This window comes from Roseomonas sp. CAU 1739 (assembly GCF_039839775.1).
Classification (GTDB): Bacteria; Pseudomonadota; Alphaproteobacteria; order Acetobacterales; family Acetobacteraceae; genus Neoroseomonas.
In genome coordinates this window covers 12,827-25,531 of sequence record NZ_JBDOQQ010000024.1, presented here as the reverse complement: position 1 = coordinate 25,531, position 12,705 = coordinate 12,827, and the positions used below count along the sequence as shown (strand labels likewise).

The following is a 12,705-nucleotide window of genomic DNA, read 5'->3' as shown; positions in this document are numbered from 1 at the left end:
GCCGGCAAGGGCGGATCAACGGCCACGCGACCGGGGTGGCGGCGCTGCCTACGGAGGCGTGCCGCCGTGGACTACAGCCCGCAGGCGGCGTCGAGGAACGATCCGCCCAGCGTGCCGGCCGGTGCCGGCCGGAAGCCGCCGCGTGGGCGTTCGGCATGCACCGGGTCCTGCGCATTCGGTCGCGCGAACCAGGCCCCTTCCAGCGGGCGCCATTCGCGTTGCGCACACCGGTATTCGCCGACGAAGCGCACGGATTGCGCGCGGCCGCCGGTTTCCGGAATCGGGATCGACTCGCGCAGGTTGAGCAGGATCCAGGCACGGCGCACCGCACCGATGGTGACCAGGCCGCGTTCCTGCACATAGCCGCCAGCGATGTCGCCCGATGTGCTGAGCGAGGGGATGGCGCGCCATCCCACCGGCGGGGGCGGTGGCGGGGCTTCCGCCGGCGGCGGCGGCGGCTCGGCCGCGCAGGCGGCCACGGCGAGCAGCAGTGCCACCACCCATCCCCGGCGGCGTCGCGCGGTTGCGATGAGGGCCGCGGCGGCGGGTGGCGCGATGCGGTTGGTCATGGCGCGGATGGTGCCGCCCCGCGGGGGCGGCGTCCATCCCGCCGGCGGGATCGACCTTGGGTCGTCGAGCCGGGCCAGCGTATCTCGAACCGGCAGGAAGGGCTGCCCATGGCTTCGCAGGCGACCTCGCTGACCCGCGCCGCAGCGGGGATGCGGTTGGCGAGGAGGTGGGCCACGGTGCGGCGGCCCGAATCGGCGGCGATCGCGTCGGCGGCGGCCTGCGGCAACGTTGCGCGCAGTGCCGCGTGCAGGGCGGTGACGCTCCTCAGGCCATGTTCACCATGATGGTCTTCTTGTGCGTGAAATGCTCCAGCATCGCCTCGAGCGAGGCTTCCTTGCCAAGGCCACTCGACTTCACCCCACCATAGGACAGGTTCGCCTGCACCACGAGGTTCTGGTTGATCTGCACCAGCCCGGCCTCGAGCCGATGCGCCAGGTCCAGCCCGACCTTGAGGTTGTTCGTCCACAGCGACGCGGCGAGGCCGTATTCGCTGTCATTCGCCTCGGCGAGCACCGCCTCGGGCGTGTCGAAGGCCTGGATGACCGTGACCGGTCCGAAGATTTCCTCGCGCACCAGGCGGCTGTCGCCCGTAAGCCCCGTGAAGATGACCGGCTGGATGAACAGCCCCTTCCTCAGCGCCGGGTCGATCGGCATGGCGGAACAGACATGCGCGGTCGCACCCGGCGTCGCGGTGCCCTCGGCGATGAAGCCTTTCACCTTCTCCAACTGGCCTTCGCTGACGATCGTGCCGATGTCGGTCTTCTCGTCGAGCGGATCGCCCATGACCATGCCGTTCACCGCATCGGTCATCGCCTTGACGAAGCGGTCGAAGATCGGACGCTCGACGTAGATGCGCGAAGCGGCCGTGCAGGACTGGCCCTGGCGCGTGAAGCGCATGGAGGTCAGCGCGCCCGACACCGTCTTGTCGAAGTCGCAATCCGCGAAGACGATCATCGGCGACTTGCCGCCGAGTTCCAGCGTGACCGGGATCAGCTTCTCGGCCGCCGCGCGCGCGACGATCTTGCCAGTCTCGACCGAACCCGTGAACGTCACCTTGCGCACCAGCTTGTGCTCAACGAGCGGCGCGCCGCAGTCCGGGCCGAAGCCCGAGACCATGTTGAACACGCCGGGCGGCAGGATGCGGTTCATGATCTCGCAGATGCGCAGCACGGCGAGCGGCGCTTCCTCGGCCGACTTCACCACCACGGCGTTGCCGGCCACCAGTGCGGGCGCGACCTTCAGCGCCATCAGCAGCATCGGCACGTTCCACGGGATGATGGCACCCACCACGCCAAGCGGCTCGCGCACCGTCACCGACAGCACCTTCGGGTCGAAGGGCACGGATTCACCCTTAAGTTCGGAACCGAGGCCGCCGAAGAATTCGAAGACATCGGCGACGACGCCGGCCTCGACGCGGGATTCGGTGCGCAGCGCCTTGCCGGTCTCGAGCGCGATCAGCCGGCCGAGCTCATCGACGTGTTCCTTCAGCAGTTGCGCGCATTGATGCACGAGGGCACCGCGCTTGCGCGCCGGGACCTTGGCCCATTCCTTCTGCGCCTTGGCTGCGTTCTGCACGGCGGCGTCGACATCCACCGCATCGCCCTCGGCCGCGCGGGCGACTTCGGCACCGGTCGCCGGGTTCACCACGGCGAAGGTCTTGCCCGAGCGCGCCGGGACATAGGCCCCGCCGATGAAATGGACGCCGGACAGCGCCTTGGCGAGGGCGAAGGGGTCGGCGGATGGGGCGGCGGGGGTGGGGTGCGGGCGGTCGAGCATGGGGCGCTCCTCGAGGTCTTGCTTCGGCGGGCAGGAATAGACCCGGGCGGGGCCGGAGGGAACCGCGGCCATCATCGGCGGGTTGCCGCAGCGCAGCGCGCCGACTAATCACGAAGCAGCCAAGGGAGTTTCGTATGACCAGCCCCGTCGGCCCGCTTTCGGGTCTCCGCGTCCTCGACCTCACCCGCGTCCTGGCCGGGCCGACCTGCACGCAGATGCTGGGCGACCTCGGCGCCGAGGTCATCAAGATCGAACGCCCCGAGGCCGGCGACGACACCCGCGGCTTCGCGCCCCCCTTCTGGCCCGAGACCAAGGAATCCGCCTATTTCCTCGGCGTGAACCGCAATAAGAAGTCGGTTACGCTGGACATGGCGAAGCCGGAGGCGCAGGCGATCCTGCACCGCCTGCTGGAGTCCTCCGACATCCTGGTCGAGAACTTCAAGGTCGGCGCGCTGGCGAAATACGGCCTCGGCTGGGATCAGCTGAAGGACAGGTATCCCCGGCTGATCTACTGCTCGATCACCGGCTTCGGGCAGTCCGGCCCCTATGCGCCGCGCCCGGGCTATGACGCGCTGATCCAGGCGATGGGCGGCATCATGTCGCTGACCGGCGAACCGAACGGGTCGCCGCAGAAGGCGGGTGTGCCGGTCGCCGACCTGTTCGCCGGGCTGTATGGCTGCATCGGCATCCTCGCCGCGCTGAACCACCGCACCGCGACGGGGCAGGGGCAGCAGATCGACATCGGCATGCTCGATACGCATGTGGCCTGGCTGGCCAACCAGGGCATGAACTACCTGTCCACCGGCGAGAACCCGACCCGGCTGGGCAACCAGCATCCCAACATCAGCCCGTACCAGGAATTCCCGACCAAGGATGGCTACATCATCCTCGCGGTCGGCAACGATCCGACCTTCGAGCGCTTCTGCAAGGCCTTCGGCCAGGAGCACCTGCTGGCCGACGAACGCTTCGCCACCAACCCCAAGCGCGTCGCCAACCGCGACCTGGTGACACAGACGCTGACCCCGGTGATGAAGTCCCGCACCACCACCGAATGGGTGGACGCGCTGGAAGCGCAGAAGATCGGCTGCGGCCCGATCAACACGCTGAAGGACGTGTTCGCGGACCCGCATGTCCAGGCGCGCAACATGACGCTTGAGATGCATCATGGCAGCGGTGCCACCGTGACGGTTATCGCCAACCCGGTGAAACTCAGCGCTACGCCGCCCACCTACCGCTCGGCGCCGCCGGTGCTGGGCGAACATACCGAGGCGGTGCTGTCGGGCATCCTCGGCATGGGTGCAGCGGAAATCGACGCCCTGCGCGCCAAGGGCATCCTGTAGCCGGCGTGGCCGGCGGGAAGGGGTAGGGTTCGATGCGCGATGGCGCGGTTCGTTGGCTCTCGCCTGCCGGCTTTTTCACCATGCGCTGGTGGGAATGGGGCCCGCAGGACGGCGCGCCCGTCATCTGCGTGCATGGCCTGACCCGGTCGGGGCGCGACTTCGACCCCCTGGCCGAGGCGCTGGGCAGGGCCGGGCGGCGGGTGATCTGCCCCGACCTGCCCGGGCGCGGCGCATCGGACTGGCTGCCCGATCCCATGCTGTACCAGCCGCCGGTCTATGTCGCGGCGCTGTCGCATCTGCTGGCGCGCTTCGACGGCCCGGTGGATTGGGTCGGTACCTCGCTGGGCGGCATCTGCGGCATGGGCATCGCGGCGACGCCGGGCCACCCGATCCGGCGCATGGTGCTGAATGATGTCGGCTGCTTCGTGCCGCAGGAAGCCATGGCGCGCATCCGCGACTACATGGCCAGCCAGCCGGAATTCCAGGACATCGCGGCGCTGGAGGCGCATCTGCGCCGTGTCCATGCGCCCTTCGGCAACCTGACCGACGCCGAATGGCGCCACTTGGCCGAGACTTCGGCGCGTCCGGCGCGGGATGGCGGCGTCCTGCTGCACTACGACCCCGCGATCGCCACGCCGATCCGCGCGCAGGAGGCCCAGGCGCTGGACATGAAGGCGCTATGGGGCCTGGTACGCGTGCCCGTGCTGCTGATCCGTGGTGCGGAGAGCGACCTGCTGCTCGAGGAGACGGCGCGGACCATGGCCGCCGGCCCGCATGTTCAACTCGCCGAGATCGCCGGCGCCGGCCACGCGCCGGCGCTGATGGATCCCGCGCAGATCGCTCTGGTGGCCGACTTCCTGGCTCAGTAACCGGGCCGGGGGGTCAGTTCCAGCACCACCTGGTCCAGCCCGCCATCGACCAGCAGTTCCGCGCCGTTGACATAGGCCGCGCGGGGGCTGGCGAGGAAGGTTACCGCATCGGCGATGTCCTGTGGCGTACCGACGCGCCGGCCGGGCACCATGGCCGAGCGGCGCTCCAGGATACCGGGCGCCTGGTAGAAGGATTCCGATAGCGGCGTGCGGATCAGCCCGGGGCTGACGACATTGCTGCGGATGCCATCCGGCCCCCATTCCAGCGCCAGTTGTCGCGACAGCATCGCGACCCCCGCCTTGGACGGGCTGTAGGCGCCGCTGCGCGGCTGCGGGTTGGATGCGGCAATCGAGGCGATGTGCACCAGCGCGCCGCCACCCGCCTCCAGCATCTGCGCGCGCGCCGCCTGGGCGCAGACCAGGTAGCCTGTCAGGTTGACCGCCATCAGCGCATTCCATGCGGCGATCGGGATCTCGGCGAGCGGCCCCGGCCGCAGGATACCGGCATTGTTCACCAGGACCGAAGCGGGGCCGAGGGCGGCCCGCGTGGCGGCGAAGGCCGCCGCGACGCTGGCTTCATCGGTGGTGTCGCAGCCGATGGCGAAGGCTGCGGCGCCGGTGGCGCGCAAGGCTTCGGCTGATGCGGCCGCGGCCGCGCCGTCGCGGTCGAGCAGCCCGACGGCTGCGCCGGCCGCGGCCAGTTCAGCGGCGATCGCGCCGCCAATGCCACCCGCAGCCCCGGTCACGATCGCGACGCGGCCGGACAGTCCAAGCCAGTCTGATGTCATGTGGTGGTTCCTCCCGGGCGGGAGCGTCGCCTGCCGCCGCCGCGCCGTCCACCCATGCGCAGGTCGCCGTCACGGATGCGGTCGCAGTGCTTATCCATGCAGTATCAGTGAAATATTCCGCCTTGGCATCGGCATTCGACGATAACGTCGTCGTGACCCGCAAGCAGCGCGGCAGGTGCTGCGACGGGCACGGCCGGGGATCCACCAGAAGGAGGAAGGTCCATGCTGTTCTGCATCACGGCGAACTACACGCCTGAGGCCATCCGCGGCTTGATGGCCAATCCCGATACCAACCGGGTCGAAGCCGTCACGCGCCTGATCGAGGCAGCGGACGGCAAGCTGGTTTCCTTCTACAGCACGGCAGCGGAGGGACCTGGCGTGCTGGTCATCTTCGATGTCCCGGATCCGCAATCCGCGCCGGCGATCGGCGGCATCGTCTCGTCCACCGGCGCCATTCGGAATGTCAGGCTGACGCGCCTGATGTCGCCCGAGGAAGTGAAGAGCGTCCGGCACAAGGCGGCGAAGCTGAAGGCCGCCTACGCGCCGCCGCCACAATAGCACCTGATCGGGGAGAAGGCGGCCGTGCGCCGCCTTCTTCACACTGCCCGTCTCAATCCCGGCGCAGGAAGAACCGACGCCGCAGTTTCTGCCAGGCCGAGATGGCTCCGGTCGGAGCCGCTGGCAGCGGCGGCAACCTCGAGACCGCATCGGGCGGCATCACCGCGCAGCGCCTTTCGCGCAGCGTGGCAAGCCGTCGCCAGGCGCGCGCCTGCTCCTCGGAACCCGGTGCGCAGCGCCGATAGACCATCATCGCCTCGACTTCGGCGCGGTGCAGCCGGATGGCGACGACCTCGGGGTTGCCGACGCTGTCGGACGCGCCGTGCCAAGGGCGCCGCAGATCCTCGGCGTGCGGGCGCGCTTCAGCCATGGCGCAACCGCTCGGCCGCCTCGACGGCGAAATAGGTCAGCACGCCGCTTGCGCCGGCGCGTTTGAAGCCCATCAGGCTTTCCATCATCGCGCGCTCATGCTCGATCCAGCCATTCTGCACCGCGGCCATGATCATCGCGTATTCGCCGGACACCTGGTAGGCGAAGGTGGGCACCGCGAAGCGATCCTTCACGCGGCGGACGATGTCCAGATACGGCATGCCCGGCTTGACCATGACCATGTCGGCACCCTCGGCGAGGTCGAGCGCCACTTCGCGCAGCGCCTCGTCCGAATTGGCCGGGTCCATCTGGTAGGTCTTCTTGTCACCACGCAGCGCCTTGCCCGACCCGAGCGCATCGCGGAACGGGCCGTAGAAGGCCGAGGCATACTTCGCTGCATAGGACATGATGCGCGTGTCGATGAAGCCATCCGCATCCAATGCGGACCGGATCGCCCCGATCCGCCCGTCCATCATGTCGGATGGCGCGATCACGTCGATGCCGGCCTCGGCCTGGTTCAGCGCCTGGCGCACCAGGATGGCGACGCTGTCGTCATTGTGGACGTAGTCGCCCGTGCGCGTTTCCCGGATCACCCCGTCATGGCCGTGGTCGGTATAGGGGTCGAGCGCGACATCGCCGACCAGCCCGAAGTCAGGGAAGGCGCGCTTCAATTCACGCGCCGCGCGGCAGATCAGGTTGTTGGCGTTCAGCGCCTCGGTGCCCTCGGCATCCTTCGCCTCGACCGGCGTCGCCGGAAAGATGGCGATCGCGGGGATACCGAGCTTCGCGGCCTTTTCCACATGCCGCGCCACACGGTCCACCGTCACGCGCGTCTGGCCGGGCATGGACGCGACCGGCCGTTCCTCGTTGGTCCCCTCGATGACGAAGATCGGCCAGATCAGGTCATCGACCGACAGGGTGTTCTCCGCGACAAGCCTGCGGGTCCAGCCGTCGCGCCGGTTGCGCCGCATCCGCACCGTCGGGTAGGCGCCCCGTATGTCGGGCGCCTCGATGGCGAAGGGCGCCCCCTGGCGACGGTCGGCGTTCATTCGGCCGCGGCCTTCATGCTGGGGCCCGTCGCGGCGGCCAGCGCCTGGTCGAGGTCGGCGAGAATGTCGTCGATATGCTCGATGCCGATCGACAGACGAATATAGCCCGGCGAGACACCGGAGGCCGCCTGCTCGCTTTCCGACAATTGGCTGTGCGTGGTGGTCGCCGGATGGATGGCGAGACTGCGCGCATCGCCGATGTTGGCGACGTGGTAGAACATCTTCAGCGCCTCGATGAAGCGCTGTCCGGCTTCCTTGCCGCCCTTCAGCTCGATGCCCATCAGGCTGCCGTAGCCGCCGCGCAGGGCCGCGTCGGCGCGCCGCTTCGTCTCCCCGGTCATCAGCGATGGATGGATCACTTTCGCCACCGCCGGGTGCTGCGCCAGATGCGCCGCGACGCGCAGCGCATTCTCGCAATGGCGTTCCATGCGCAGCGGCAGCGTCTCCAGCCCCTGCAGCGTCAGGAAGGCATTCATCGGCGCCATCGGCGCGCCCAGGTCGCGCAGCAGGATCACCCGCATGCGGATGATGTAGGCGATCGGTCCCAGTGGCTTGACCGCCTGCGTCCAGACCGCGCCGTGATAGGACGAGTCGGGCTTGTTCAGCGTCGGGAAGCGGTCGGCATGCGCCTCCCAGTCGAAATTGCCGCCATCGACGACGACGCCGCCGATGCTTGTGCCATGCCCGCCGATCCACTTGGTGGTGGAATGCATGACGATGGCGGCGCCGAGCGAGAGAGGCTTGCACAGCACCGGCGCGGCCGTGTTGTCCATGATCAGCGGCACGCCGATCTTGCGCCCGACCGCCGCAACCTCGGCGATCGGGAAGACCTCGAGCTTCGGATTGGGCAACGTCTCGGCGTAGTAGCAGCGCGTCCTGGCGTCGGTCGCGCGGCCGAAGGCCTCGGGGTCGGCGGGATCGACGAAGCGGACCTCGATGCCCACGCTTTTCAGCGTGTTGGCGAACAGGTTCCAGGTGCCACCATACAGGTCCGTGCTACTGACGATGTTGTCGCCCGGCTGGCACAGGTTCATCACGGAAAAGGCCGTCGCCGCCTGGCCCGACCCGAGCGCGAGCGCGGCGACGCCGCCCTCCAGCGCCGTGATGCGCTTTTCCAGCACGTCCTGGGTCGGGTTCATCAGGCGGGTGTAGATGAAGCCCATTTCCTCCAGGCCGAACAGCCGCGCCGCATGCCCGGTGTCTTGGAACTGGTAGGAGGTGGTCTGGTGGATCGGCACCGCCACTGACCCGGTCGAGGGGTCTGCCCGCCAGCCGGTATGCAAGGCAATGGTTTCGGGGTTCGTCCAATTCGGTGCGGACATCGGTAACCTCCGTTGCGGCGTCTTCCCAGGGGGCATCAAGTGCCACGGGTTGCGCCGCAACGAAAGGGAAATGCAAGCATGGCGTGCGTCCCGGCCTCCGGACAATGACATTGCCCGCCGATGGCGCGGGGGAGGAATTTCATAACCCGCCGCGCGCTCCGGCCGGGGCGCGTCACGCGGCGAGGAGTCGGCTCAGTTGCCCCCAGATATGGGCCCAGCCGGCATCCCGGCCCAGTTCCTCGGCGGCATCCGCGCCGGCTGCCGGCAATTCTGCGCGGTGGTGCAGCATGGCCAGCACCAGTGCCGCCGAGACGAAGCCGCGCGCGCGGTAGCCGTGTGCCGGGGCGGTCGAGACCGCGTCGGGCGCCGCCGCATCGCCGCTGCGCAGATGGGCGATGCCGGCACGCAGCGCGATCTCCCGCGCCGGGCGTGCGGCAGCCGGGCGGCCGTGCTCGATGAAGAATGCCGGGCGCCGCCGCTGCCAGCGCGCCGGATCGAAGGCATCCGTGGGCGCGGCCATCGAGATCGCGGCGCGGCGCACCGCCAGCGGCCCGTCCGATGGCCAGTCCGGGACCCGCGCCTCGGGTGCGAAGATCGTCACCTCGCGGCCCAGCGTGGTCGTCAGAAAGGCGAGCAGCGGCACCAGATCCGCCGCGGCCGCGTCCTCGGCCAGCAGCGCGACCGGGCCGCCGGGCGCACCCTGGCGCATTGCCGCCAGCAGCCGGCTGTCCTCCCCGCGCCACAGCAGCGGGACGGCCGCGCGTTCGAGCCCGCCGGCATGGGCGATCGCCGCGGCGGCGCGGGACGGCGCTTCCTCGGCGAGCAGGAAGCGCGGAAAGGCGGCGGCCAGCCCGGTCAGGCGGTCGTCGAGGCTGCCATCGAGGGCGAGTGCCCCGGCATGGGCGATGCCCAGCCTCGTGCGCACCGTCCCTGCCGCCGGCGGTTCGGGCAGCGTGGCGAACCAGGCCGCCAGGTGCGGCGCGGCCAGCACTTCGGCCAGCCCCGCATAGCGTGGCTTGCCGTCGTCGAACAGGGCGCGGGCAACGGCATCGGGCAGCGTTCCGCCCGCGGGGTCCACGACCAGCCGGCCGCGCGCGGCCAGCAGCCGCAGCGCCCCCAGGTCGGCGGTGGCGGGATCGCCGCTCAGATGCAGGGCGACCGGCGCGCGGAAGCCGGCATAGCGCGCCACGTCCAGGATATGATCGAACAGCAGGCTGCCCCGCCGCGCCTGGTCGAAGCGCAGCACCACCACCAGCGAGGCCGGCAATGCGAGGGCGAGCGCCCCGGCATGGGCCAGGGTGGCGGCGATGCCGGTACCAGCTGCGGCAACGGACCGGGCCGATGCCTCCGCCAGTTCCGCGAGCATCCCCGGTTCGCGCGCCAGGCGGTGAACGGCGCGCAGCATGGCGTCGAAATCGGCGCATTCGTGGAAAGGGTGGGTCGGGACATAGCCCTCGAAGGCATGGGCGTGGCTGACCAGCGGCTTGCCGCGCGACAGCGCCTCGCCGACCTTGATCTTGAGCCCGGTCGAGAAGGCCAGCGGCGCCAGCACGGCATCGACCTGGTCATACAGCGCATCCATGCTCTCGACCCCGCCGAGCTGTCGCAGGAAGGGCATGCGCAGCCCTTCGAGCAGGTCGCAGACCGATCCCGCCACCACGATCTCGACCGGCAGCAGGGTGCGGCGCAGATAGGCGTCGGCGGCGCGAAGGAAGCGGCGGATATTGGTGGCGTTGATGTTGTTGCGTCCGCCGACGATGCCGAGCCGCAGCACGCCGTCGGCCGGCCGCGCCGGACCCGGAGGCGCGGCCGGTTCCAGGTGCAGCAGCGTGCGCACCGGCTTGACGGTCAGGCCGCGGAAGAAATCCGCCTCCTGGTCCTTGATCGCCCAGACCAGGTCCGCGCGCTCGATCGCCAGGCGCTCCTGCGCCTCGGTGGTGTGGAAGTATTCGGCCGGCAGGCCCTGGGCGGCGAGCAGTTCGCGCCGGCCGGAGAAGCGGTCATGGGTGTCGAGGATGCGCAGCACGCCGGCCGGCGCGTGTTCGAGCGCCCTGGACAGCCATGTGTAGTTCACCAGCAGCGCGTCATAGCGCCCGATCCTGAACAGCCAGTCGAGCATCTGGCCGAGCGCCGGGTCCCACCAGTCATCCGCGGCGTGGTCCAGCCCCTCGGCGGGGCGGGTGTGCAGCGGGCGGGTGACGGGACAGTGGAAGACCTCGTCCCATTGCGCGGCCATCCCGGCCATGGCGTCGCGCGGCAGCCGGGTGCGCCATTCCTCGTCGGACGGATAGTGCAGCAGCGCGACCCGCGCGCCTTCGCGCTGCAGGGCACGGTTCACCTGGACGATGCGGTTGCGGTTGCCGAAGGTGACCGGCCAGGTCGGCACCGGCGAGACGACGAGGACGCGCAGCCCCGCCCATGACCCCGCAGGCGCCTCAGACGTCATCCTGCTCGTCCAGTCCGGCGAGCATCGCCGTCACGGCGTTGTAGACGGCCGAGGTCTGCCAGCGGAAATCGGCCGGTGCCTCCCGCCGCAAGGCCAGGCCGCGCATGGTCCGGTCGGCCGGGTTGCAGGTGATCAGGAAGTCCTTCATCCCGGCCCAGGCCTGGTCGCGCCGCGCCATCTTGCCCTTGGGATCGCGCAGGTAGTCGGACACCGCCTGCCAGGCCGCCCGGCGACGGAACCAGCGCTGCGTCAGCCGTTCCGGGTCCACCCAATGGTCGACAGCGCCGAGCGGGTCATAGGCCACCAGACCGCCCTGCGCCTTGATGCGGTCGGTCAGCGCCGTCTCCTCGGCCGAGAGCAGGCTGGCACCGCTGCCGGTGCGCCCGAGCGAGGTGTCGAACCAGCCGGCGTCCTGCAACGCGGCGACACGGAAGGCGATATTGGCCCCGGCGACCCATTCGCCCTCGTCGAGCAGCCGGCGTTCGGGGCCAAGATCAACCACGGTGATGTCGCCGAGCATCTCATCGGGCAGCCAATCGGGGCGCGGGGCGCCCCACCAGGGGCGGATGCGGCCGCCGACGACCTTCACCGCATCGCCGAACTGGTCGAAGCATTCGGCGATGCTGGCCAGCCAGACGGGATCGGCGCGGGCGTCGTCGTCCAGGAAGGCGATGACCGGCGCGCGGGCCAGGCGTGCGGCGACGTTGCGCGCATTGGACAGGCCGGGCCGCGGCTCGTGCCGCCAGGTCAGGCCGGGATGATCGGCGAAGGCGGCCGCTTCGCGCGCCGAACGGGCCGGGTCGGGCGAATTGTCGATGACGATGAGTTCGAAGGCGCCGTCCGGCAGGGACTGTCCGAGGACCGAGGCAATGGCGCCGGGCAGCAGGTCATAGCGTTCATAGGTGCAGATCGCCGCGGTGATCCGGCAGGCGGGCAGGGGCCCAGGCACGCCGGGCAGGTCAGTCACGGGCGATGCGCAGGCGCTGGAAAGCGATGCCAAGGCGTCGCCTGTCCGCCGCGCCGCGGGCGGCGGCGGGCGAATGGACATGCGGCACATGCAGCGTGAAGAGCGTCGGCCCATCGCCATCGCGCGGCGGGATCGGCGCGGCGTGCAGCACCTTGCCGGCTCCCTCCCGCTCCAGCGTGACGGCGATGCCATCGACCAGGATCGTCATGTCCTTCGCATTGGCCGGCGTGCCGAAATGGAACAGCGTGAGGGTGGCCCGCAGCGGCGCGGAGCGATCGAGCCAGGCCTCGAAATGCACGTCCTCGCCCGGGCCGGTCCAGCGGAAGGCCCCCTCGGGACCCCATTCGAGCTGGTAGAAACCATCCTGCGCCGGTAGCAGCTGGTCGGCGGCGATCTCGTAGTCGGACGGCAGCGCGGCGGCAGGGGCCGGCGGCACGACGGCGGCGCCGGCCGCGGCCGCCCGATCCATCGCATCGCGCAGCTGGATGATGCGTTCGAAGGCGTCGAAGCGGGCGCGCAACTCGGCGAGTTCTGCCCGCAGCGCCGCCACCTCCACCGGCTCTGCCGGCGGCACGGCTGCGGATCGGTCCGGTGTCGCGTCCATCATGTCAGCTCGCGGGTTCGGGGCAGGCCTGCGTCTGCGTTATAGGT

At 70.1% G+C, this 12,705-nt stretch carries 12 protein-coding genes; 3 read left to right on the top strand and 9 right to left on the bottom strand.

The features are described from left to right. Nucleotides 1–71: 71 nt before the first annotated feature. Nucleotides 72–569, bottom strand: coding sequence for a surface-adhesin E family protein (locus AAFN86_RS26590; RefSeq protein ID WP_347546641.1), 498 nt, complete (start codon nucleotides 567–569; stop codon nucleotides 72–74). Nucleotides 570–834: 265 nt separating this feature from the next. Then, nucleotides 835–2,346 carry an aldehyde dehydrogenase family protein gene (locus tag AAFN86_RS26585; protein WP_347546640.1) on the bottom strand — a complete coding sequence of 504 codons (1,512 nt, stop codon included), beginning with the start codon at nucleotides 2,344–2,346 and terminating at the stop codon, nucleotides 835–837. Between the two features lie 134 nt (nucleotides 2,347–2,480). Between AAFN86_RS26585 and AAFN86_RS26580 the strand changes: the two genes are divergently transcribed. Together AAFN86_RS26580 and AAFN86_RS26575 are read left to right on the top strand one after the other, a co-directional pair. Continuing rightward, the gene (locus AAFN86_RS26580) at nucleotides 2,481–3,686 is read left to right on the top strand and encodes a CaiB/BaiF CoA-transferase family protein (RefSeq protein WP_347546639.1); all 1,206 of its coding nucleotides are present in this window, start codon (nucleotides 2,481–2,483) and stop codon (nucleotides 3,684–3,686) included. Between the two features lie 32 nt (nucleotides 3,687–3,718). Next, nucleotides 3,719–4,555, top strand: coding sequence for an alpha/beta hydrolase (locus AAFN86_RS26575; RefSeq protein ID WP_347546638.1), 837 nt, complete (start codon nucleotides 3,719–3,721; stop codon nucleotides 4,553–4,555). Here the strand turns inward: AAFN86_RS26575 and AAFN86_RS26570 are convergent. Next, entirely contained in the window at nucleotides 4,549–5,343 is a 795-nt protein-coding gene (locus AAFN86_RS26570; protein WP_347546637.1) for an SDR family oxidoreductase, read from the bottom strand. The two genes, AAFN86_RS26575 and AAFN86_RS26570, sit on opposite strands and share 7 nt — an antisense overlap. Before the next feature lie 222 nt (nucleotides 5,344–5,565). Here AAFN86_RS26570 and AAFN86_RS26565 point away from each other — a divergent pair, with 222 nt between their 5' ends. After that, a complete protein-coding gene (locus AAFN86_RS26565) occupies nucleotides 5,566–5,901 on the top strand; it encodes a GYD domain-containing protein (protein ID WP_347546636.1) in 336 nt (111 codons plus the stop codon). Between the two features lie 52 nt (nucleotides 5,902–5,953). Here AAFN86_RS26565 and AAFN86_RS26560 read toward each other — a convergent pair whose 3' ends face one another. The 6 genes from AAFN86_RS26560 to AAFN86_RS26535 all read right to left on the bottom strand — a co-directional run bounded on the left by AAFN86_RS26560 (nucleotide 5,954) and on the right by AAFN86_RS26535 (nucleotide 12,661). Continuing rightward, nucleotides 5,954–6,271 carry a hypothetical protein gene (locus tag AAFN86_RS26560; protein WP_347546635.1) on the bottom strand — a complete coding sequence of 106 codons (318 nt, stop codon included), beginning with the start codon at nucleotides 6,269–6,271 and terminating at the stop codon, nucleotides 5,954–5,956. Further along, nucleotides 6,264–7,319 (bottom strand): porphobilinogen synthase, encoded by a 1,056-nt coding sequence (gene hemB / locus AAFN86_RS26555; protein WP_347546634.1) that lies wholly within the window; start codon nucleotides 7,317–7,319, stop codon nucleotides 6,264–6,266. Before hemB ends, AAFN86_RS26560 begins: the two co-directional genes overlap by 8 nt. Continuing rightward, the gene (locus AAFN86_RS26550) at nucleotides 7,316–8,641 is read right to left on the bottom strand and encodes a PLP-dependent transferase (RefSeq protein WP_347546633.1); all 1,326 of its coding nucleotides are present in this window, start codon (nucleotides 8,639–8,641) and stop codon (nucleotides 7,316–7,318) included. The genes hemB and AAFN86_RS26550 overlap by 4 nt, the downstream gene beginning before the upstream one ends. Nucleotides 8,642–8,813: 172 nt before the next feature. After that, the gene (locus AAFN86_RS26545; protein ID WP_347546632.1) at nucleotides 8,814–11,087 is read right to left on the bottom strand and encodes a glycosyltransferase; all 2,274 of its coding nucleotides are present in this window, start codon (nucleotides 11,085–11,087) and stop codon (nucleotides 8,814–8,816) included. Continuing rightward, nucleotides 11,077–12,054 (bottom strand): glycosyltransferase family 2 protein, encoded by a 978-nt coding sequence (locus tag AAFN86_RS26540; RefSeq protein ID WP_347546631.1) that lies wholly within the window; start codon nucleotides 12,052–12,054, stop codon nucleotides 11,077–11,079. Before AAFN86_RS26540 ends, AAFN86_RS26545 begins: the two co-directional genes overlap by 11 nt. After that, nucleotides 12,047–12,661, bottom strand: a complete 615-nt coding sequence (locus tag AAFN86_RS26535; RefSeq protein ID WP_347546630.1) for a hypothetical protein — start codon at nucleotides 12,659–12,661, stop codon at nucleotides 12,047–12,049. Before AAFN86_RS26535 ends, AAFN86_RS26540 begins: the two co-directional genes overlap by 8 nt. Nucleotides 12,662–12,705 lie beyond the last annotated feature (44 nt).